The organism is Pseudomonas sp. CC11G, from assembly GCF_056174845.1.
On sequence record NZ_JBWBZC010000001.1, the window covers coordinates 517,102 to 538,886 of the forward strand.

14 protein-coding genes and 4 pseudogenes are annotated in these 21,785 nt (G+C 60.2%); 8 read left to right on the top strand and 10 right to left on the bottom strand.

Going from position 1 to position 21,785, the window contains the following annotated elements; genetic code table 11:
• Positions 1–76: 76 nt before the first annotated feature.
• From phaC (AC0V2S_RS02475) to AC0V2S_RS02515, 9 genes and pseudogenes are all read right to left on the bottom strand, one after another.
• Positions 77–1,723: pseudogene (gene phaC / locus AC0V2S_RS02475) on the bottom strand (class II poly(R)-hydroxyalkanoic acid synthase).
• Between the two features lie 195 nt (positions 1,724–1,918).
• Entirely contained in the window at positions 1,919–2,782 is an 864-nt protein-coding gene (gene phaZ / locus AC0V2S_RS02480) for a poly(3-hydroxyalkanoate) depolymerase (RefSeq protein WP_475508360.1), read from the bottom strand.
• Between the two features lie 226 nt (positions 2,783–3,008).
• Positions 3,009–4,691: a class II poly(R)-hydroxyalkanoic acid synthase gene (phaC, locus tag AC0V2S_RS02485; protein ID WP_271197748.1), complete on the bottom strand. Its 1,683-nt coding sequence runs from the start codon at positions 4,689–4,691 to the stop codon at positions 3,009–3,011.
• 271 nt (positions 4,692–4,962) lie between these two features.
• Complete coding sequence (locus AC0V2S_RS02490; protein WP_475508361.1) at positions 4,963–5,334, bottom strand: gamma-butyrobetaine hydroxylase family protein; 372 nt, start codon at positions 5,332–5,334, stop codon at positions 4,963–4,965.
• Positions 5,335–5,421: 87 nt separating this feature from the next.
• Positions 5,422–6,762, bottom strand: a complete 1,341-nt coding sequence (hslU, locus tag AC0V2S_RS02495; protein ID WP_475508362.1) for an ATP-dependent protease ATPase subunit HslU — start codon at positions 6,760–6,762, stop codon at positions 5,422–5,424.
• 15 nt (positions 6,763–6,777) lie between these two features.
• Positions 6,778–7,308: an ATP-dependent protease subunit HslV gene (hslV, locus tag AC0V2S_RS02500; protein ID WP_475508363.1), complete on the bottom strand. Its 531-nt coding sequence runs from the start codon at positions 7,306–7,308 to the stop codon at positions 6,778–6,780.
• Positions 7,309–7,499: 191 nt separating this feature from the next.
• On the bottom strand, positions 7,500–8,186 hold the full coding sequence (locus tag AC0V2S_RS02505) for an SPOR domain-containing protein (protein WP_475508364.1): 687 nt from the start codon (positions 8,184–8,186) through the stop codon (positions 7,500–7,502).
• Position 8,187: 1 nt separating this feature from the next.
• Positions 8,188–9,927 carry an arginine--tRNA ligase gene (gene argS / locus AC0V2S_RS02510; RefSeq protein WP_475508365.1) on the bottom strand — a complete coding sequence of 580 codons (1,740 nt, stop codon included), beginning with the start codon at positions 9,925–9,927 and terminating at the stop codon, positions 8,188–8,190.
• Between the two features lie 107 nt (positions 9,928–10,034).
• Positions 10,035–12,254 (bottom strand): primosomal protein N', encoded by a 2,220-nt coding sequence (locus AC0V2S_RS02515; protein ID WP_475508366.1) that lies wholly within the window; start codon positions 12,252–12,254, stop codon positions 10,035–10,037.
• A 159-nt stretch (positions 12,255–12,413) separates the two neighbouring features.
• Here AC0V2S_RS02515 and rpmE point away from each other — a divergent pair, with 159 nt between their 5' ends.
• The 4 genes and pseudogenes from rpmE (at position 12,414) to AC0V2S_RS02535 (ending at position 16,258) form a co-directional block, all read left to right on the top strand.
• Positions 12,414–12,629 carry a 50S ribosomal protein L31 gene (gene rpmE / locus AC0V2S_RS02520; protein ID WP_108096257.1) on the top strand — a complete coding sequence of 72 codons (216 nt, stop codon included), beginning with the start codon at positions 12,414–12,416 and terminating at the stop codon, positions 12,627–12,629.
• Between the two features lie 26 nt (positions 12,630–12,655).
• Positions 12,656–13,455: pseudogene (locus AC0V2S_RS02525) on the top strand (thermonuclease family protein).
• Positions 13,452–14,887: pseudogene (locus tag AC0V2S_RS02530) on the top strand (M48 family metalloprotease). Before AC0V2S_RS02525 ends, AC0V2S_RS02530 begins: the two co-directional pseudogenes overlap by 4 nt.
• 102 nt (positions 14,888–14,989) lie before the next feature.
• A complete protein-coding gene (locus tag AC0V2S_RS02535; protein WP_475508367.1) occupies positions 14,990–16,258 on the top strand; it encodes a malic enzyme-like NAD(P)-binding protein in 1,269 nt (422 codons plus the stop codon).
• Positions 16,259–16,319: 61 nt separating this feature from the next.
• Here the strand turns inward: AC0V2S_RS02535 and AC0V2S_RS02540 are convergent.
• Positions 16,320–18,748, bottom strand: a pseudogene (locus tag AC0V2S_RS02540) (penicillin-binding protein 1A).
• A 183-nt stretch (positions 18,749–18,931) separates the two neighbouring features.
• On the opposite strand from AC0V2S_RS02540, the gene AC0V2S_RS02545 reads away from it, so the two are divergent.
• The 4 genes from AC0V2S_RS02545 to pilP are packed head-to-tail and all read left to right on the top strand — an operon-like array spanning position 18,932 to position 21,739.
• Positions 18,932–19,996 (top strand): pilus assembly protein PilM, encoded by a 1,065-nt coding sequence (locus AC0V2S_RS02545; RefSeq protein ID WP_475508368.1) that lies wholly within the window; start codon positions 18,932–18,934, stop codon positions 19,994–19,996.
• Complete coding sequence (locus tag AC0V2S_RS02550) at positions 19,996–20,568, top strand: PilN domain-containing protein (RefSeq protein ID WP_475508369.1); 573 nt, start codon at positions 19,996–19,998, stop codon at positions 20,566–20,568. Before AC0V2S_RS02545 ends, AC0V2S_RS02550 begins: the two co-directional genes overlap by 1 nt.
• Complete coding sequence (gene pilO / locus AC0V2S_RS02555; RefSeq protein ID WP_475508370.1) at positions 20,565–21,215, top strand: type 4a pilus biogenesis protein PilO; 651 nt, start codon at positions 20,565–20,567, stop codon at positions 21,213–21,215. Before AC0V2S_RS02550 ends, pilO begins: the two co-directional genes overlap by 4 nt.
• Positions 21,212–21,739: a type 4a pilus biogenesis lipoprotein PilP gene (pilP, locus tag AC0V2S_RS02560; RefSeq protein ID WP_475508371.1), complete on the top strand. Its 528-nt coding sequence runs from the start codon at positions 21,212–21,214 to the stop codon at positions 21,737–21,739. Before pilO ends, pilP begins: the two co-directional genes overlap by 4 nt.
• Positions 21,740–21,785: the final 46 nt, after the last annotated feature.

Here is a 21,785-nt window from a genome sequence, read left to right on the forward strand (position 1 = left end):
CATTCTTCTTATTGGTTTGACGGTCCATGGGCCGACGTTAACTGGCCAGGCGCGGCCTGGCCAGTGTTGTTACGTGTCAAACCTCGTGGACGTACGTCCCCGGCGCCGCCTGCATCGGTGGGTAGTTCTGATTGCCGATGGCCAACAGCGTTTCCCGCTGCTCACCGGAGCGGGCCTGAATCCATGTTGTTGGGCGTCGTAGTACCAGGCACGCGGGTCGGAAGTGAGTTTGCCGTTTTCGAAGTAGTTGTTTGGGGTTGCTCGGCGGTTGAGGATGCTTTGAATATGCCCCTGTTGGACAGCACAAAACGCCGCTCGCCGCCCAGTAGCAGGGTGGAGCGATAGACCACATCCCAGGGCGTGATGTGATCATTGATGCCGGCCACGCTAAAGCTGTCGACGTTGACCTTCTGCAAGTCGATGGGCGTGCACACACTTCCAGGCCGCCGGGGCGGGTCAGCGGGTTGTGTTTGAAGAAGTCCAGCAGATCGCCGTGGAACGCGGCGGGCAGGCGGGTGTTGTCGTTGTTCCAGTAGAGGATGTCGAAGGCCGGTGGTTGCTTGCCCAGCAGGTAGTTGTTGACCCAGTAATTCCAGATCAGGTCGTTGGGGCGCATCCAGGCAAACACTTTGGCCATGTCGCGGCCATCGAGCACGCCGTTCTGGTAGGAGCGACGCTTGGCCGCTTCCAGGGTTTTTTCGTCGGCGAACAACATGGCCGGGCTGTCGATTTCACTGTCCAGCAGGCTCACCAGATAGCTGGCGCTGGAGACTTTGCGCAGTTGCCGTTTGGCTTGCAGATGGCCTTGCAAGGCGGCGATGGTCAGGCCGCCAGCGCAGGCGCCGATCAGGTTGACCTCTTTGCTGCCGGTGATGGAACGGGCCACATCGGTGGCCGCTTCCAGCGCTTGCACGTAGCTCGACAGGCCCCATTCGCGGTGACGGGCATCGGGGTTGCGCCAGCTCACCACGAACACCTGCAGACCATTTTTCAGGCAGTACTGAACGAAGCTCTTATCTGGGCTCAGGTCGAAAATATAGAACTTGTTGATTTGCGGCGGCACGATCACCAGGGGCTTGGCGTACTGCTTTTCGCTCATCGGTTTGTACTGGATCAACTCCAGCATCTCGTTGCGAAACACCACCGAGCCTGGCGTGGTGGCCAGGTTGCGGCCCACTTCGAAGGCCTGCTTGGCCACCTGACGAGGCATGCCGTTGTTGTGCAGCAGGTCGTCGTAGAGGTGGCGCATGCCTTTGAAAATGCTCGTGCCACCGCTGTTGAGCAGCTCTTTGATGGCCAGCGGATTGAGCACGCTATTGGACGGCGCCACGGCATCGCCCAGCAAGGTGGCGATAAACCGCGCACGGGCGCGGTCATCGGCGGGCAGGTCGCTTTCTTCTATCCAGCGGTTGAGCTGCTGCTGCCAGGCCAGATAAGCCTGCAGGCTGCGGCGGTAAAACGGGTTGAGCTGCCAGGTAGGGTCAGCGAAGCGGGCGTCGTTGGGGTTGGGTTTGTGCAGGGTATCGCCGATCAATACACGGCCCAGTTGCCCACCGAGGGCCAGGGCGTGTTTGGCGCTGTACACGGGCCGCTTCAGCCCTTGCAACGCCAGGGTGCGTACGGTGCTCAGCAGGTCCTGGCCGCGCAGGCCCATGACCGCGTTTTGCGCGTTCATTGGATTGGCCGGTTTTGTAGTCACCGGGTGGGTGGATTTGTCTCGCATGTGGCAACACTCCGTCGTCAAACCAGCAAGGGACTCAACGTCAAATTGGTACAGAGCAAGGCTTGTACCAAGGCGCGCCGGAGGTGCATTCCAGACAACCGCGCAAAAAACAGAAGGGGGTGCGCCCAGCGCCCTAATGGGTCAGGCGTGCACTGCTCGAACTGAATCAGTGCGCGCCGCCGGGGTGTTGTTAGGTCAGTGATCGCGAGCCGGCGAAGGTGTCGGCTGAGGGTGCATCACCGCACGTTGGCGTTCCTCTTGTAAGAATTTCATGATGATTGGCGCGACCGCTTCGGCCCGCGTAATAAGGAACAAGTGACCGTCATCGATCACGTGCAGTTCCGAGTTGGGAATTCTCCAGGCTAGCAGACGCATGTTCACCAGGGGGATCAATGGGTCGTCGTCACCGGCCAGCACCAAGGTCGGCTGGGTGATTTTGTGCAGCCAGAAAATGCTCGTCCAGCCCATGCCGGCAAACAGCTGCCAGTAGTAACCCAGCTTGCCCGAGGAGCGTACTTTGCTCGCATGGGCCATCGCCAGGTTGGGGTCGCGACGAAAGGCGCCGCCGTAAATATCCGGCGCGATCTGCACGCCGTAGGAGGGCTGCACATAGCGCCGTGGACTGGCCATACGCCAAAGCACTTTCGGTTTGCCCGGCACCATCACCGCACCGGCGGACGTGGCGGCGAGCACCAGCTTCTTGCAGCGTTCGGGGTAGTCATGGGCGAACTGTTGCGCCAGCGCGCCGCCCCAGGACACACCGATGGCATTGACCTGGCCATAGTCGAGGTAATCAAGCATGCGCGCGGCGAGCTTGGCCAAGCCAGGAAAACGGTAGGGCTGATTGGGCGTGGAGGAACCACCGACGCCGGGCACATCGAAGGCAATCACTTCGAGGTCGGGATCCAGCGCGGCCACGAACGGAAAGACCAACTCCAGGTTGGCACCAATGCCGTTGAAGATCAGTAACGGCGTCAGGTGCGGCTTGCCGGGACGGACCGCCGTGCGAATGGTTTGCCCATCAAGATCGATGGTGCGAAAAACAAATGGTAACGGCATGCGCTAGCCCTATGGGTGACCCTATGACGCTCTGGCGGCGCCGTCCTGCGCGCCTTTCCAGAATAACGAAGCGTGCTCCCTGCGGGCTTCGTGATAACTGCCAGCGCCTTGCGGACGTTAGCAGTGGGCGGCACATCCGGGTGCCGCGGGCAGTGGTTGCAGTAAATCCTGTCGTTCGGGCTACCAGAACTATCGGCGGTCGAGGTTGCAGTTTACGGTTCGACCCCTAGCGTTCGTGAACATACGTACCCGGTGATGCCTCACCCGGCGTATAGCTTTTATTGCCCAGGGTCGCCGGCGCTTTTTTCAGCTTGCCGGAACGGTCCGCCAGCCATTTTTGCCAATGCAGCCACCAGGAATCGGTGTGCTTGGTGGCGTCTTCTTGCCAGGATTTCGGGCAGTCCGGCAGCTCGCCTTCGCTGGTGGAGAAGCGCGCTTTCGGGTTGCCCGGCGGGTTGAGAATGCTCTGGATATGGCCGCTGTTGGACAGCACGAATTCGATCTTGCCGCCGAACAGGCGGGCCGAGCGGTAGCAGGCTTCCCATGGGGTGATGTGGTCGTTGGTGCCGGCCAGGCTGAAGATGTCGGCGGTGACTTTTTTCAGGTCGATCGGTGTGCCGCAGACTTCCAGCGCATCAGCGCGGGTCAGCGGGTTGGTCTTGAACAGCTCGATCAGGTCGCCGTGGAACGCCGCCGGCAACCGCGTGGTGTCGTTGTTCCAATAGAGGATGTCGAACACCGGCGGCTCGTTGCCGAGCAGGTAGTTGTTCACCCAGTAGTTCCAGATCAGGTCGTTGGGGCGCATCCAGGCGAAGACTTTAGCCATGTCGCTGCCTTCCAGCACACCGGCCTGGTAGGAGCGGCGCTTGGCGGCCTCCAGGGTCTGTTCGTTGACGAACAGCGCCACCTGGGTGTCGAGCTTGGTGTCGAGCACGCTCACCAGCAGGGTCAGGGCATTGACCTTCTTCTCGCCGATGGCCTGGTAGTGACCGAGCAGGGCCGCGGTGGTAATGCCGCCGGAGCAGGCGCCGAGCATGTTCACGTCTTTGCTGCCGGTGATCGCCAGGATCACGTCGATGGCTTCTTTCAGCGCTTCGATATAGGTCGACAGGCCCCACTCGCGTTGCGCCTTGGTCGGGTTGCGCCAGCTGACGATAAAGGTCTGGATGCCGTTGCGCAGGCAGAAGCGCGCCAGGCTTTTTTCCTGCGAGAGGTCGAACACGTAGAACTTGTTGATCTGCGGCGGCACCACCAGCAACGGGCGCTCGTGCACTTGCTCGGTGGTCGGCTTGTACTGGATCAGTTCCAGCAGGTTATTGCGAAACACCACCGAGCCTTCGCTGAGGGCCAGGTTTTTGCCGACCTCGAAGGCGTCCATGTTCACTTGGCTGGGCATGCCGCCGTTGTTTACCAGGTCTTTGGCCAGGTGGCCGAGGCCGTCGAGCAGGCTCTTGCCGCCGGTTTCGAAAAAGCGTTTGAGCGCGGCCGGGTTGGCCATGCTGTTGCTGGGCGCCATGGCTTCGGTGAGCAAGTTGATGACGAAGTGACCGCGGCTGATATCGGTCTCTGACAGGTTGCTGTGCTCGACCCAGCTGTGCAGTTCTTTGCGCCAGGCCAGGTAGCTTTGCAGGTAGCGCTTGTACAGAGGGTTCTGGCTCCAGGCCGGGTCGGCGAAACGTTTGTCGCCCACCTCGGATTCCAGATCGGAACTGCCGAGGATGACGTTCTTCAATTCGATGCCCAGGTGGGCAAGGTGCTTGGCACTGTGCAGCGGTTGCTTATAGGCCTGCGCGAGAATCATGCGGGCAGAAGCGAGAATGTCTTTCCCCCGAAGGCCAATAACGGGATTGAGCCCAAGGGTGTTGTCCGAGGCCTGGCGTTGCAGGTCTTCATTATTTTTGTTGCTCATCAACGACGCTCCATTGTCCTGAGGCTGATACCGGCATGCTGCTGTGCGCGGACACAGGGCGTTAGCGCCTAGTACTGCTCGGGTTACCGGGGGCGGAGCTAGCTCCGCTTCATTCATTGCATCTGACACAGTCAAATGCACGGAACCTGCCAGGTAATTGGTTACCCGAGTTTCAGCGTTTGCGCAAGCAGGCCAGTCACTTGGCCAAGCGCAGCGGGGAGTATGCCGAGGGAGTTTAGAAAGTTCGCCCTAACCTGTCGGAAGGGTTGAACTAGAGCATTAGCTTGATCACGGTCTCGGCCGGATCCCGCGACTTTCCGGCGCGTGCGAGCTCTTGAAGATAATCGGCCCAGAGTTCGTCCTGGCGTTGCGCCAGTTGCTCGAGGTAGTCCCAGGTGAACAATCCGCTGTCATGCCCGTCGTCGAAGCACAACTTTAGTGCGTACTGCCCGGCCGGTTCGATCTTGCTCAAACCGACGCCCAGTTTGCCGAATTGCAGAATCGGTTTGCCGTGGCCCTGCACTTCGGCCGACGGCGAATGCACGCGCAGAAACTCCGCCGGCAAGGTGTAGCTGTCGTTGCCGTATTTCAGGGTGAGGGTTTTCGAGGCTTTGTGCAGCTCGATGGCCGTGGGGATACGCATGGTGCTGCTCGCTCTGAAAATAGCTAAGCCCGACCGCTTTGCAGCGACCGGGCTCAGGGTGTCGGCTGGGCCTAAAGAATAAAACCTTTAGAGAATATAGCGCGACAGGTCTTCGTCTTTCGCCAACTCGCCTAGGTGGCTGTTCACGTATTCGGCGTCGATGCTGATGGCCTGGCCATTCTGGCTCCCGGCCAGGTCGCCGGCGCTGAACGACACTTCTTCCAGCAGACGCTCCAGCAGGGTGTGCAACCGACGGGCGCCGATGTTCTCGGTTTTCTCGTTCACCTGCCAGGCGATCTCGGCCAGACGCTTGATGCCGTCGGCGGTGAATTCGATGCCCAACCCTTCAGTCTGCAGCAGCTCGCGGTATTGCTCGGTGAGCGAGGCGTGCGGCTCGGTGAGGATGCGCTCGAAGTCGTTCGGGGAGAGGGGTTTGAGCTCCACGCGAATCGGCAGACGACCTTGCAGCTCGGGCACCAGGTCGCTGGGCTTGCTCAGGTGGAATGCGCCGGAAGCGATAAACAGGATGTGGTCGGTTTTGACCATACCCAGCTTGGTGTTCACCGTGCAGCCTTCAATCAGCGGCAGCAGGTCGCGCTGCACGCCTTCGCGGGACACATCCATACCGCCGGAGTTGCCGCGCTTGGCCACTTTGTCGATCTCATCGATAAACACGATGCCGTGCTGTTCGACCGCCTCCAGAGCCTGGGCTTTGAGTTCTTCTTCGTTGACCAGGCGCGCAGCTTCTTCGTCGCGTACCAGTTTCAGCGCTTCTTTCACCTTCAGCTTGCGGGCTTTCTTCTTGCCCTTGCCCATGGTGGAGAACAGGTTCTGCAGCTGGTTGGTCATTTCCTCCATACCGGGCGGGGCCATGATTTCCACGCCGCCGGGCAAGTCGGCTACTTCGATCTCGATTTCTTTGTCGTCCAGCTGGCCTTCACGCAGGCGCTTGCGGAACAGCTGACGGGTGTTGGAGTCATTGCTCGGCGTCTGGTCTTCGTTGAAGCCCACGCGTGCTGGCGGCAGCAAGGCGTCGAGGATGCGGTCTTCGGCGGCGTCTTCGGCGCGGTGACGGACTTTGACCATCTCCTGCTCGCGCAGCATCTTGATGGCGGCATCGGCGAGGTCGCGAATGATCGATTCAACATCACGGCCGACGTAACCGACCTCGGTGAATTTGGTGGCTTCCACTTTCAGGAACGGCGCGTTGGCCAGTTTGGCCAGACGGCGAGCGATTTCGGTTTTACCGACACCGGTCGGGCCGATCATCAGAATGTTCTTCGGCGTGACTTCGGCACGCAGCTCGGCAGGCAACTGCATACGGCGCCAGCGGTTGCGCAGCGCGATGGCAACGGCACGCTTGGCTTCGTCCTGGCCGATGATGTGGCGGCTCAGTTCGTGAACAATTTCGCGGGGAGTCATGGGCATGGAAATGGTCGGGCCTCAGACAGCGAGGTCCAGCTCCTCGATGGTCAGGTTGTGGTTAGTGAACACGCAGATATCGCCGGCGATACCCAGTGCGGTTGCGGCCACTTCGCGGGCGCCGAGTTCGGTATGCATCAGCAGGGCGCGGGCCGCAGCCTGGGCGTACGGGCCGCCGGAACCCATGGCGATCAGGCCGTCTTCGGGCTCCACCACGTCACCGTTGCCGGTAATGATCAGCGAGGCATCTTTGTTGGCTACCGCCAGCATGGCTTCGAGGCGGCTGAGGGAGCGGTCGGTACGCCATTCTTTGGCCAGCTCGACGGCAGCGCGTACCAGATGGCCCTGGTGTTTTTCCAACTGCCCTTCGAAGCGTTCGAAGAGGGTGAAGGCGTCGGCGGTGGCCCCGGCAAATCCGGCGATCACCTGGCCGTGGTACAGGCGGCGCACTTTTTTCGCGTTGCCTTTCATCACGGTGTTGCCGAGGGAAACCTGGCCGTCGCCGCCCATAACGACTTTGCCGTGGCGACGAACTGAAACGATGGTGGTCAAAGGAGAGTCTCCACGCTGGGGGCGAAAGTGCCCTAGTGAAAACTCATATGGGGGGAGATTTGCGGCATTTCAACCAAACAGTCGGAATGGGCTGTTGTGCTGAATGTTTCGTGCTGAATGTTTCGCGCCGAGTGTTTCGGCCCTGAAAGCAAACGAGGCGCCGGGGCGCCTCGCAGGTACTAGCGGCGGGCTTAGCGGCCCTGGCGCTGTTGCAGCAGCAGATTGCTGAAGCCGCTGCCGGCCAGTTTTTTCTGCGCGCCCGTGAGTTGCTCACGGTTGCTGAACGGGCCGACCAATACGCGGTACCAGGTTTCATCGCGCACCATGCCGGATTCCACCTGCACGTCTTGGCCGAGCAGAATGATCTGCGCGCGAACCTTGTCGGCATCGTCCTGCTTACGGAATGAACCGGCCTGCAGGAAGTACTGGGTGACGGCGGCTTTCACGGCGGTAGGCAGCGGCGGCGGCGTTTCACCCTTGAGCGCGGCTTCGGCGCGGGCCGCGTCGACTTTGGCCAACTCGGCAGGGGAGGCCGGGGGCGGGGTCTGCTCCGGCACGGCTTCCGGCGGCACGATCACTTCCGATTCGGGCAGCAGGGTATAGAAGTCGTACTTGGGTTTGACCGGTGCGTTGGGCGTCGGCGCGGACGTATTGCCGTTGACCGGCGCCTTGGGAGCCGTGGCGGTCGTCGTGGTTTTGCTGTCTGGCTTGTCGCGCTGGATTTCCTTGCGGCCAGGCTCGAGCTTCATCAGCAGCACGATGAACGCGCCAATCGCCAGGCCGCACGCCAACCAGATCCAACCAGGGACCGGTCGTTTAGCGGGGGCTTGGTAGCGGCTGGCGCCGCGCTTGGGTGCAGGTTTTTTCTTGGCCGCCAACTTACATACGCTCCAGGGTTTCCAGACCCAGCAATTCCAGACCTTGCTTCAAGGTACGCCCGGTGAGGGCGGCCAGGCGCAGGCGGCTTTGCTGGGTGGCCGGGTCCTCGGCGGTGAGGACGGGGCAGTGTTCGTAGAAGCTGGAGAACAGGCCCGCCAGCTCGTAGAGGTAGGTGCACAGGGTGTGCGGGGTGCCTTTCTCGGCGACGTTGGTCAGCACTTCGCCGAACTGCGCCAGCTTGGCGGCGAGGTCTTGCTCCTGCGCGGCTTCGAGGCGGATTTCACCGTCGAGCTGGTCGTAACCCTTGCCCAACTTGCGGAAGATGCTCGCCACACGGGTGTAGGCGTACAACAGGTACGGCGCGGTGTTGCCTTCGAAGCTGAGCATCTGTTCGAAGTTGAAGCTGTAGTCGCTGGTGCGGTGCTTGCTGAGGTCGGCATATTTCACCGAGCCGATGCCGACCACGCGGGCGATGGTGCGCAGTTCGTCTTCGCTGAGCTCCAGGTTCTTTTCTTTCACCAGGGCGTAGGCGCGCTCTTGCGCCTCATCCAGCAGGTCGATGAGCTTCACCGTGCCGCCGTCGCGGGTTTTGAACGGCTTGCCGTCGGCGCCGTTCATGGTGCCAAAGCCCATGTGTTCGAGCTGCATGCCCGGGTGCACGAAGCCTGCGCGACGTGCCACTTCAAATACTTGCTGGAAGTGCAGGGCCTGGCGTTGATCGACGAAGTACAACACGCGGTCGGCCTTTAGTACCTGGCTGCGGTAGCGCATGGCGGCGAGGTCGGTGGTGGCGTAGAGGTAGCCGCCGCCGGCCTTTTGCACGATAACCGGCAGCGGGTTGCCTTCGGCATTTTTGAATTCGTCGAGGAATACGCACTGGGCGCCGTTGCTCTCTACTAGCAGACCGGCACTTTTCAGGTCGGCGACCACATTGGCGAGGTCGTCGTTATAGGCGCTTTCGCCTTTTACGTCGGCCGGGGTCAGCTTCACATTCAGACGGTCGTACGCTTTCTGGCAGTGGGCCAGGGAGATGGCGTTGAAGCTGTGCCACAGGCGCATGCACTCAGGCTCGCCGGCTTGCAACTGCACGACCAGTTCGCGGGCGCGTTCGGCAAATTCCGGCGACTCATCGAAGCGCTGCTTGGCGGCGCGGTAGAAACCCTCGAGGTCGGACAGCTCGGTCTCGTTGCTGACCGGGTTTTCCTGCAGATAAGCCAGCAGCATGCCGAATTGGGTGCCCCAGTCGCCGACGTGGTTCTGACGGATCACGGTGTCGCCAAGGAATTCCAGTACGCGCGAAACGCCGTCGCCAATGATGGTGGAGCGCAGGTGGCCCACGTGCATTTCTTTGGCGAGGTTCGGCGAGGACAGGTCAACCACCACGCGCTGCGCCGGGCCGCTTTTGCGCACGGCGAGTTTGGCGTCGTTCAGGGCCAGCTCAAGGCGCTGGGCCAGGGCCTGGGTGTCTTGATAGAAGTTGAGAAAGCCGGGGCCGGCGATTTCCACTTTGCTGATCTGTGCATCGGCGGGCAGGGCCGCGATGAGTTTTTCCGCCAGATCGCGAGGCTTCATGGCCGCAGGTTTAGCCAACATCATGGCGATGTTGCTGGCGAAATCACCGTGGGTTTTGTCCTTGGTGTTTTCGACCTGGATCACGGGCTTCAGGCCTTCCGGCAGTACGCCGTCGCTGACGAGGCGGGTGAGGGCTTGCTGGATCAGCTGGCGGATGGTGTCTTTCATGGTCTGCTCGTGCGGCCATCGGGGCGCCGGGGCGCCGGGAAGCGGGTGAAAAAGAAGTCCATTATCGGTGTCGGTGGCTGCATTGCCAACCGCGTACCTGTAGACGGTCAGAATAGGTCGATAGGGTCGACATCCAGCGACCAGCGCACCGCGCGGCCGGAGGGCATCTTCTCCAATGCGGTCAGCCAGTAGTTAAGCAGCTTGTGCAACGGCGCCCGGGCGTTGGCTTGTACCAGCAGTTGCGCGCGATAGCGGCCTGCGCGACGCTCCATCGGAGCCGGCACTGGGCCGAGGAGTTCAATGCCGCTGAGGTTCAGCTCGCCCAGCAGGTGTTCGGCTTCGGTGCAGGCCTCATCGAGAAAGCCTTCGGCCTGGCCCGGCTTATGGGCTTCGGCGCGCAGCAGGGCCAAGTGGCAGAAGGGCGGCAAGCCGGCAGCGCGGCGTTCGCTCAGGGCTTGCTCGGCAAAAGCGAAGTAGCCCTGTTCGGTGAGTTGCACCAGCAGCGGGTGGTCGGCCAGGTGGGTCTGGATGATCACCTTGCCCGGTTCTTCGGCGCGGCCCGCGCGGCCGGCGACCTGCACGATCAACTGAGCCATGCGCTCGCTGGCGCGGAAGTCGGCGGAGAACAGGCCGCCATCGGCATCCAGAATCGACACCAGGGTTACGCGTGGGAAGTGGTGACCCTTGGCGAGCATCTGGGTGCCGATCAGGATGCACGGCTCGCCTTTATTAATGGTGTTGAACAGGTTCTGCATGGCGTCTTTGCGCGAGGTGCTCTCGCGGTCAACGCGCAACACCGGCACATCGGGGAACAAGGTGGCCAGGCGATCTTCGGCGCGCTCGGTGCCGGCGCCGACCGGACGCAGGTCGACCTGGGCGCATTTCGGGCAGTTGCTCGGCTGACGTTCCACGTGGCCGCAATGGTGGCAGCGCAGCTCGCGCGAGCGCTGGTGCACGGTCATGCGCGCATCACACCGCGGGCATTCGGACAGCCAGCCGCAGTCATGGCACAGCAGCGTCGGTGCAAAGCCGCGGCGGTTGAGGAATACCAGCACTTGCTGGCCGGCGGCCAATGTCTGGCCAATGGCTTGCTGCATTGGCCCGGAAATGCCGCTATCCAGCGGCCGGCTCTTGATGTCCAGGCGAAGAAAGCGCGGCTGCTGCGCGCCGCCGGCCCGTTGGGTCAATTTCAGTAGGCCATAGCGACCGGAGTAGGCGTTTTGCAGGCTTTCCAGCGAGGGTGTGGCCGAGCCGAGCACGATGGGAATGTTTTCCTGCCGCGCGCGCACCAGCGCCAGATCGCGAGCGTGGTAGCGCAGGCCTTCCTGCTGTTTATAAGAGGCATCGTGCTCTTCATCAATGATGATCAGGCCGGGATTTTTCATCGGCGTGAACAGCGCGGAACGGGTGCCGATAATAATGTCGGCCTCGCCGTCGCGGGCGGCGAGCCAGGCATCCAGGCGCTCGCGGTCGTTCACCGCTGAGTGCAGCAGGGCGATGCGCGCGTTAAAGCGCCGCTCGAAGCGTGCCAGGGTTTGTGGGCCCAGGTTGATCTCGGGAATCAGCACCAGCGCTTGCTTGCCGGCTTCGAGGGTCTCGCGGATCAGCTGCAAATACACTTCGGTTTTGCCGCTGCCGGTGACGCCGGCCAATAAAAAGGCATTGAAGCTGTCCAGGCCACTGCGGATGGCTTCGGTGGCGGCGCGCTGCTCGGGGTTTAGCGGCAGTTCCGGCTGGGCCAGCCAGTTGCCGTGGCGTTCGATGTTGGCGTGCCGACGGGCTTCGATGGTGACCAGACCTTTTTCACGCAGCAGGTCGAGGCTGTCCTTATTCAGCTGCAACTGGCTGAGTAGGCGGTGGGCGACGCCGTGGGGATGCTGGGCGATGGTTTTCAAAGCATCGCGCTGGCGCGGCGCACGGGCCAGGCGCGGATCGTCGAAGGAAGCGCCTTCGGCCACATGCCAAAAGCGCTCCTGACGCGCTTCGGCCGGCTCGCCCTGGCGCAGCAGGTTGGGCAGCGCCCAACTGAAGGTATCGCCGAGGCTGTGCTGGTAATACTGGGCGGTCCACAGGCACAGCTTGAAGAAGGCCGGCGGCACGGGTGATTGTTCGTCGAGCAGGGCGATGGCTGGTTTCAGCTTCTCGACGGGCACGTCGCTGGTGTCGCTGACTTCCACCAGAATGCCGATAATCTCGCGTCTTCCAAACGGCACGCGCAGGCGCATGCCCGGCTGCAAGTCCCTGGCTGACACACCTTTGGGGGCGAGATAGTCGAACAGGCGGCGCAGGGGAGAAGGCAGGGCGAGGCGCAGAATGGCGGCGGGCACGCGGGTTTAGTCCTGGAGAGCGAGGCGCGATCTTAGCATGTGAGCGACTGACGATCGGTCTTGCGTGCTTGCTGCACTCTGGTAAGATGCGCGGCCTAATTCCGTGCGGTACTCGACAATAGTGTTGGGTGGCGGCGCGATAGACCTGAGGAATACACCATGAAAGCTGATATCCATCCAGTATACGAAGCCGTAACCGCTACCTGCAGCTGCGGTAACGTGATCCAGACTCGCTCCACCCTGGCCAAGCCCCTGAGCCTGGACGTGTGCAACGAGTGCCACCCGTTCTACACCGGCAAGCAGAAAGTGCTGGATGTTGGCGGCCGTGTTGATCGCTTCAAGCAGCGTTTCGGTGTGTTCGGCTCCAAGGCCTAATTGGCTTTGTTGCTTCGGAAGGCCTGATGGGCTTTTCGGTGTTGTTGAAAAAGGCGTCCCTCGTGGGCGCCTTTTTCGTTTCTGCGATTTGTATCTGTCCGGCGTGGGCGTTCTGCCCGGCGCCGGCGGGTTTGCCGGTGGTCGGCGTAAAACAGGTGGTCGACGGCGATACGTTGCGCTTGGTGGACGGCCGCCGGGTGCGACTTATCGGCATCAATGCGCCGGAGTTGGCCCATAAAGGCCGGGCGGCCCAGCGGTTGCCGAGCAAGCCAAGCGCCGTTTGCAAGCGCTGGTGACGGCAAGTTCAGGGCAGGTTGCCGTGCAAGTGGGCCGGCAGGCGAAGGATCATTACGGCCGAACCTTGGCGCATGTCTATGATGCTCAAGGACAGAATATTGAAGCGCAGCTGCTGGCAGAGGGGCTGGGCTTTCAGGTGGCTATAGCGCCGAATGTGGCGTTGCTGGCGTGTCAGCAAGATGCTGAACGCAGTGCGCGGGCGGCGCGCCTAGGCGTGTGGCGAACAGCGCCGACGCTGACGGCGGCGCAACTTAACGACAGTGGATTTGCATTGGTTCAGGGACGGGTCATGAGCGTGGAACAGAATCGCGGCGGTGTCTGGCTGCAGTTGGACGGGCCGCTGGTGTTGCAGGTGGCGAACAAGGCGTTGCCGGCATTTGACCTCCAAGCGCTGCGCGCCATGCGCGGGCGCACGGTGGAAGCGCGCGGTTGGGTGATTGATCGCACGCGGCGCGGTAACAGGTCGGACGGCCAGGCGCGCTGGCTGCTCCCACTGACTCATCCGGCGATGCTGGAGGTGCGGCCATGAAAATCCGCATGTTGAGCGTGCTGTTCACGCTGTTGCTTCTGCAGGGCTGCGCGCAGAACCCGGCTACCGGCGAAAGTAATTTCGTGATGATGAGCGAGAGCCAGGAGCTGGAGCTGGGCCGCAAATACAGCCAGGAAATTGCCAAAGAGTACCCGCGCTATCCCGATGAAAAGCTGCAGGCTTATGTGCAGCAGGTGGGCGAACGGGTGGCCAGCCATAGTCACCGCGCCAATCTGACCTACCACTTCACCGTTATCGACAGCCCGGATATCAACGCCTTCGCCTTGCCCGGCGGCTACATTTATATCCACCGGGGTTTGCTGGCTTATCTGAGTTCCGAGGCCGAACTGGCCGCCGTGCTCGGCCACGAAGTGGGTCACGTTACCGCTCGGCATAGCGTGCAGCAGCAAAGCCAGTCGCAGGCTTGGGGGATTCTCGGTCAGGCCGTGGCGATTGGTACGGGTGTCGGCGCGGCGGGCGATATCACCGGCGCATTGGGTTCTGCGTTTGTGCGTGGCTACGGGCGCGACATGGAGCTGCAGGCCGACGGCCTCGGTGCCCAATACCTGGCTCGGGCTGGTTATGACCCACAGGCAATGATTCAGGTGGTGGAAGTGCTGAAGAGTCAGGACGACTTCGCCCGCGATGAAGCGAAAAGGCCGGCAAGCCCGAGCCGACGTCCAGCTATCACGGCGTATTCGACACCCATCCTGGCAATGACCAGCGCCTGCAAGAGGTGATGGGGCCGGCGCGCGCATTGGCCACCGGCCAGCAAGAGGTCAACCGCGATGTGTTTATGCAGCATCTGGATGGGCTGCCTTATGGGGACTCTGAGTCCACCGGGATTCGTCGTGGTCAGCAGTTCTATCATGCGGAACTAAATTTCACGTTTAGCGCACCGCCCGGCTGGGAACTGCTCAATCGCCCGGATGCGGTGATTGCCCATACGGCTGATCAAAACGCATTTGTTGCAGTGGTATTGGAGAAGGTGAAGGCCGGGCAGACGCCGCAGCAATTTATCCGTTCGAAGGTCTCGGGCAAGCTGGCCGATGAGCGCGAGCTTTCCCAGGCCGGCCTGCAAGGCTACACCGCCGTGATCCCAGGGCGACCGGCCAAGCGTGTGGCTGTCATCTATAAGGAGCAGTCTGCGTTTGTGTTTATCGCCAGCGTAAAGGCGCCGGCGTCCCTGGAAACCGAAGACGAAAATTTCCTCAAAGTGATCAATAGTTTTCGACCTCTGAGGGCTGAGGAGCGTAAGCTAGCGCAACCTCTCCGGCTGCAACTGGTGCGTGCCACAAGCGCGCAAACCATGACCAAGCTAGCTCAGGGCAGTACGCTGCCCGGTGACGCCGAGTCCCGTCTGCGCCTACTCAATCATCTATATCCAAGCGGCGAGCCCCGTCCCGGGGATTGGCTTAAAGTCGTACGTTAGAGCCCTTGACAGAACCTGACTGCCCAGTCTTGTTCGCGTTGGGCATCTTGCGTATCCTCGCTGCCTGTCTGTTTAACAGCATAAAAAAGCGGAAATGCCACCATGTCTGATTTGAAAACTGCCGCTCTCGACTACCACGCCCATCCTCGCCCGGGGAAGCTGAGCGTCGAGCTGACCAAGCCTACTTCCACCGCGCGTGACCTGTCCTTGGCCTATAGCCCAGGTGTTGCTGAGCCCGTGCGCGAGATCGCCCGCGACCCCGAGCTGGCGTACAAATACACCGGCAAAGGCAACCTGGTTGCAGTGATTTCCGACGGTACCGCCATCCTCGGTCTGGGTGACCTCGGCCCACTGGCATCCAAGCCGGTAATGGAAGGCAAAGGCGTACTCTTCAAGCGCTTTGCCGGTATCGACGTGTTCGACATCGAAGTCGACTCCGAAAGCCCGCAAGCCTTTATCGACACCGTAAAACGTATCTCCATCACCTTCGGTGGTATCAACCTGGAAGACATCAAGGCGCCTGAGTGCTTTGAGATCGAGCGCGCGCTGATTGAACAGTGCGACATTCCGGTGTTCCACGATGACCAGCACGGCACTGCAATCGTGACCGCGGCCGGCATGCTGAACGCCCTGGAAATCGTCGATAAAACCCTGCCAGAAGCCAAGATCGTTTGCCTGGGTGCCGGCGCTGCCGCCATCTCTTGCATGAAGTTGTTGGTGAGCATGGGCGCGAAGATCGAGAACATCTTCATGATCGATCGTAGCGGCGTGATTCACTCCGGCCGTACCGATCTGAACCAATACAAAGCCGTATTCGCCCACGAAACTGACAAGCGCACGCTGTCGGACGCGCTGGACGGTGCAGACGTGTTTGTCGGCCTGTCGGGCGCCAACCTGCTGACCCCGGAAAACCTGTTGCGCATGGCGCCGAACCCGATCGTGTTCGCTTGCTCCAACCCGGACCCGGAAATTTCCCCGGAACTGGCGCACGCCACCCGTAACGACGTGATCATGGCGACCGGCCGTTCGGACTACCCGAACCAGGTCAACAACGTGCTCGGCTTCCCCTTCATTTTCCGCGGTGCGCTCGATGTTCGCGCAACCCGTATTAATGAAGAGATGAAGATCGCTGCCGCCGTTGCCCTTCGCGAACTGGCCAAGCTGCCGGTGCCGAAGGAAGTGTGCGATGCCTACGGCGGTGCTCCGCTGTCGTTCGGCCGTGAGTACATCATTCCGAAGCCGATGGACGTACGTTTGATCACCGTAGTGGCTGATGCTGTGGCCAAGGCGGCGATTGAAAGCGGTGTGGCAACTCTGCCGTATCCGAAGCACTATCCGCTGACTTCCGTAGAAGATGTGTTTAACGGTTAAGTTGGACGGTAAATAAAAAGCCCCGCTGATGCGGGGCTTTTTATTGGCTGCGATTTAACGATCAGAACAGATCGATTGGCGCGGCGTCATCCGCGGGCAGTGGGCTGCCTGGGGCGCTTGTGCCTGGGTCGAGTTCGTTCATCGGTGGCGGCGAGTCTTCGTTTTTGAATACTTCGAAGTAAGCGTTCGGCGTGCCTGGCGACGCGGCGCGGCCGCTCACCGGGTCAATGCGCAAGGTGAGGAGGCCGGGCGGTTCGGGCAGCATATGCGCCGGTTTGTCTTTCAGTGCGGCGCTCATGTAGCTCATCCAGATCGGCAGGGCGACGGTACCGCCGAACTCGTGGCTACCGAGGCTTTCGGGTTGGTCGAAACCGGTCCAGACGGTGGTCATATAGTCGGCGTTGAAACCGGAGAACCAACTGTCTTTCGACTCGTTGGTGGTACCGGTCTTGCCAGCAAGGTCGGTGCGACCCATGGCCAGCGCACGGCGGCCGGTGCCGCGTTTGATCACGTCCTGCAGCATGCTGGTCAGGATGTACGTGGTGCGGGCGTCGACAATGCGCTCGGCGGCGGCCGGGGTTGGCGCGGTGCTGGCAGGGGCAGGAATGTTTTCTGCCAGCGCTGCGGGGTCGACGACGGTTTCCGGCTGGTCATCGTTTTCGCCCGGCGCGCTCGGCGGGTTGGCGATATACAGCGGGTCACCATTGCGGCTGTGGATGCTTTGAATCAGGTATGGCTGCACTTTATAGCCGCCGTTGGCGAAGGTGCTCCAGCCGCCGGCGATTTCCACCGGCGTCAGGTTGGCGGTGCCCAGTGCCATAGACAGGTTGCGCGGCAGGTCCTGCTTGTTGAAGCCAAAGCGGCTGACGTAGTCGAGCGCGTAGTCGATGCCAATGGCCTGCAGCAGTCGGATCGAAACCAGGTTGCGCGACTTGTACAACGCTTCGCGCAAACGAATCGGGCCGAGGAAGGTGTTGGTATCGTTTTTCGGGCGCCAGACCTGATCGAGGTTGTCGTCAGCGAAAACAATCGGTGCGTCGTTGACCAGCGTGGCGGCGGTATAGCCCTTATCCAGTGCAGCGCTATAGATGAAAGGCTTGAAGCTCGAGCCGGGTTGGCGCTTGGCCTGGGTGGCGCGGTTGTAGTTGCTTTGCTCGAAAGAGAAACCGCCGACCAGTGCGCGGATGGCGCCGTTTTTCGGATCGAGAGACACCAATGCGCCCTGGGCTGCGGGGATTTGGCTGAAGGCGAGGTTGCCATCTTCCTGGCGCAGCACGCGAATCAGGTCGCCAATTTGCACCACGTCGTCCGGCTTTTGCGGGCGTGGACCGAGGCTGTTGGTGTTCAGGAACGGGCGCGCCCATTTCATGCTTTCCCAGGTAACGGTTTCTTCCTGGCCGTTACGGGTCAACACCATGATGCCGCTTTTCAGCACCTGGGTAACGATGGCGGGCTCGATGCCGTTCTGAATTTTCTGCTTGGCGAGTTCGGCCTGCCAGGCTTCACGGGTCATGCCAGGCAAGCGGGTTTCCGGGCCCCGGTAGCCATGACGTTGGTCATAACTGATAAGGCCGCTGCGCACCGCTTCGTTGGCTGCTTCCTGAAGGTTGCTCGGAACCGTGGTAGTAACGTGAAACCCTTCGGTGTACGCCTCGCTGCCATAGCGGCCGACCATTTCGGCGCGGGCCATCTCGGCTATATAAGGTGCCTGCACTTCGGGAGTAGGGACGTGGTAGCTGGCATCGATGGGTTCGGCGAGGGCCGTCTGGTACTGGCCCTGGTCGATCTTGCCAAGCTTGTACATGCGCCCAAGGATCCAGTCACGGCGCTCTTTGCTGCGCTGTGGGTTTACCAAGGGGTTGAAGCGCGACGGTGCTTTTGGCAGGCCGGCAATCATTGCCATCTGGCCCAGGCTCAAATCGTGCATAGGTTTACCGTAATAAACCTGCGCCGCCGCTTCGATACCGTAAGCACGGTTACCGAGGTAAATCTTGTTGACGTACAACTCAAGAATTTCGTCTTTGCTCAGTTCGCGCTCAATTTGTAATGCCAACAGTATTTCATTGATCTTGCGCGAGAAACTGCGTTCGTTAGTGAGGAAGAAGTTCTTCGCCACTTGCATCGTAATGGTGCTGCCGCGGATTGGATTTGCCCACCGCTTTTTAATAATTGCGTGGCAGCGCGCATCAGGCTGCTGAGGTCAACGCCATAATGATTGGCAAAATTATCGTCTTCGGCAGAAAGCAGGGCTTTGATGAAGTTCGGTGGAATGTCGGCAAAACGAATGGGCGTGCGGCGCATTTCGCCGAACTCGGCGATCAGCTTGGCATCGCTGCTGTAGACGCGCAGGGGAATCTGAAGCTGGATGCGGCGCAGCGAATCCACAGATGGCAAACCGGGGCTAAGGTACAGATAAGCGCCGGAGAGACTGAGCAACAGTCCACAAAAAACGGCTACGCAGGACCACCAGAAGAACTTCAGCAGGCGCATCAAAATGTTTGGATTTCCAGATAAAAGAAAGAGTTAAGCGTAGGGCAATGTCGAAAGGGAAAAACTGTTCACATTATAAGCGCTTTTTTTGCTAGGTAGCCATTTGCGCTTATGTCAAGACTGTTATTTAATGTGAAAAACATAAATAGTCCGTAAGTCGCGGATGCCAATAGGAAATCGGTCGTGCTAGGGCTCTTCAATAAGAAAGCGAATACGCTGCTGGGGATCGATATCAGTTCGACCTCAGTCAAGCTCCTCGAATTGAGTCGCTCAGGAAGCCGCTACAAAGTAGAGGCTTATGCTGTAGAGCCGCTCCCACCAAACGCAGTGGTCGAGAAAAACATTGCTGAACTGGAAGGCGTAGGTCAGGCATTGGCACGCGTGTTGGCCAAGGCCAAGACGGGCGTCAAGACCGTAGCCGTAGCTGTCGCCGGTTCCGCTGTCATCACCAAGACTATCGAGATGGAAGCCGGCCTTTCAGACGACGATCTGGAAAACCAGCTGAAAATCGAAGCTGACCAATACATTCCTTACCCGCTCGAAGAAGTCGCCATCGACTTCGAAGTGCAGGGGCCTTCTGCGCGTAACGCAGACCGCGTGGACGTATTGCTCGCCGCCTGCCGTAAAGAGAACGTCGAGGTGCGTGAAGCGGCCCTTGCGTTGTCCGGCATGACCGCCAAGGTGGTCGACGTCGAGGCGTACGCCCTGGAGCGCGCTTACGGTCTGTTAGCTGCTCAGCTCGGTAGTGGGCACGACGAGTTGACCGTGGCCATCGTCGATATCGGCGCCACCATGACGACCCTCAGCGTGCTGCACAACGGCCGCACCATCTACACCCGCGAACAACTGTTCGGTGGTCGCCAACTGACAGAAGAAATTCAGCGTCGTTACGGCCTGTCCGTAGAGGAAGCTGGACTGGCCAAGAAACAGGGCGGTCTTCCGGATGACTACGACACGGAAGTGTTGCAGCCGTTCAAAGAAGCAGTCGTGCAGCAAGTGTCGCGCTCGTTGCAATTCTTCTTCGCTGCCGGCCAGTACAACGATGTCGATTACATCCTCCTGGCAGGCGGCACCGCGTCGATTCCGGATCTGGATCGCCTGATTCAGCAGAAGATCGGTACGCAAACCTTGGTCGCCAATCCGTTTGCCGACATGGCGCTCAGTGGCAAGGTCAATGCGGGGGCGCTGGCAAGTGATGCGCCTGCCTTGATGATTGCCTGTGGTCTGGCAATGAGGAGTTTCGATTAATGGCGCGTATTAACTTACTGCCGTGGCGGGAGCAGCTACGCGAGGAGCGCAAGCAAAGGTTCCTGGTGACGTTGGCCGGCGTGCTTATCGTAGCAGGCGGCGCAGTTTTCCTGGGCGATCAGTACTTGAGCGGCGCAATCGAGCAGCAAAATGCACGCAACGATTTCGTGAAGAAAGAAATCGCGGTGCTCGATGCACGTATCAAGGAAATCAGTGAGCTGAAAACCCGTCGCCAGCAACTGCTGGAGCGGATGAAGATCATCCAGGACTTGCAGGGCAACCGGCCGATTATTGGTCGCGTGTTTGACCAGCTTGCGCGGACATTGCCGGACGGCGTGTATTTCACGTCGCTCACCATGCTAGGCAACAAAATCGCCATTGAAGGCGCCGCCGAGTCGAACAACCGTGTTTCGAACTTGATGCGTAATCTCGATGCTTCCGATTGGCTGACCGCTCCCAACCTGACTGCTGTAAGAGCAGTTACCGCGGGTGAACTCGATCAGGCCAACGTATTCCAGCTGACGGTCCAGCAGACCCAGCCCTCGGTTGAAGCAGAAGGAGTCAAGAAATGAGCTTTGCTGACTCTCTAGCAAATTTGCGCAAGGTCGATTTTGCCGACCTGGATTTGAATAACCTGGGGTCCTGGCCGGCTGCGGTCAAAGGTCTGGCCTGTTTTATTCTGTTGGCCGTGGTGTTGTTCCTTGGGTACAACTTCCATCTGAAAGAAATGCAGGAACAACTGGATGGCCAGCGCGGCGAAGAGGAAACCCTCAAGCAGCAGTTCGCGAGCAAGGCGTTCCAGGCCGCAAACCTGGAAGCCTACAAAGAGCAAATGAAGGAAATGGAAGTTTCTTTCGGCGCGCTGTTGCGCCAGCTCCCTAGCGACACTGAAGTGCCTGGCCTGCTGGAAGACATCACCCGCACTGGTTTGGGTAGTGGTCTGGAGTTCGAGGAAATCAAGCTGCTTCCCGAGTCCACCCAACAGTTCTATATCGAGCTGCCAATCCAGATTTCCGTGGTGGGTGCGTATCACGACCTGGCGACTTTCGTCAGTGGCGTGGCCAGTTTGCCGCGGATCGTCACCCTGCATGACTTTGCGATCAAGCCGGTGAGTGCCGATAGCACCACCAAGTTGCGTATGACCATTCTGGCCAAGACCTATCGTTACAACGATAAAAACGCCGCAGATGTCAAAGCACCAGCGGGGGGCAAGCCATGAGAACCTCCAAACTTATTCTCGGCACTTTGCTCCTAGCGACATTGGCGGGTTGTGACTCGAGTGGTGATTTCGCCGATCTGCAGGCCTATATGGATGAAGTTCGCGCGCGGCCCAAGGGTTCTATCGAGCCATTGCCAAAGTTTCAGGCATATGAGGCGTTTACCTACAGTGCTTCGGCGCTGAGAAGCCCTTTCCAGCCGCCAGTCAAGATTGACCTGGTCAATCGTCAGAAAGGCTCGAAAGAGATCAAGCCTGACGAAACGCGCATCAAGCAATTCCTGGAAGGCTTCAATATCGAAATCTTCCAGATGGTCGGTACGCTCTCCAACGAAGGCGGCATGTTTGCCTTGGTCAACGGCGCCGGCGGTGTGCACCGCGTGAAAGTGGGCGACTACTTGGGGCGTAATAACGGACGCATCATTGCTATCAGTGAAGCGAAAATCGATGTGGTTGAGATTGTTCCTGATGGCGAAGGTGGCTGGCTGGAACGGCCACGAAGCCTCTCTCTCAAAGAGCGTTCTTAAGGAGTGGGGTGGAAGATGAAAAACAATTACCGGTCGGTACAACGGA

Bases quoted from the DNA above. Each gene is read 5' to 3' on its own strand.
- hslU (WP_475508362.1), bottom strand. From the start codon at position 6,762: ATGCCCATGACTCCCCGCGAAATTGTTCACGAACTGAGCCGCCACATC.
- AC0V2S_RS02490 (WP_475508361.1), bottom strand. From the start codon at position 5,334: ATGCGTATCCCCACGGCCATCGAGCTGCACAAAGCCTCGAAAACCCTC.
- AC0V2S_RS02535 (WP_475508367.1), top strand. From the start codon at position 14,990: ATGTCTGATTTGAAAACTGCCGCTCTCGACTACCACGCCCATCCTCGC.
- AC0V2S_RS02550 (WP_475508369.1), top strand. From the start codon at position 19,996: ATGGCGCGTATTAACTTACTGCCGTGGCGGGAGCAGCTACGCGAGGAG.
- rpmE (WP_108096257.1), top strand. From the start codon at position 12,414: ATGAAAGCTGATATCCATCCAGTATACGAAGCCGTAACCGCTACCTGC.
- pilO (WP_475508370.1), top strand. From the start codon at position 20,565: ATGAGCTTTGCTGACTCTCTAGCAAATTTGCGCAAGGTCGATTTTGCC.
- argS (WP_475508365.1), bottom strand. From the start codon at position 9,927: ATGAAAGACACCATCCGCCAGCTGATCCAGCAAGCCCTCACCCGCCTC.
- phaZ (WP_475508360.1), bottom strand. From the start codon at position 2,782: ATGCCGTTACCATTTGTTTTTCGCACCATCGATCTTGATGGGCAAACC.
- pilP (WP_475508371.1), top strand. From the start codon at position 21,212: ATGAGAACCTCCAAACTTATTCTCGGCACTTTGCTCCTAGCGACATTG.
- phaC (WP_271197748.1), bottom strand. From the start codon at position 4,691: ATGAGCAACAAAAATAATGAAGACCTGCAACGCCAGGCCTCGGACAAC.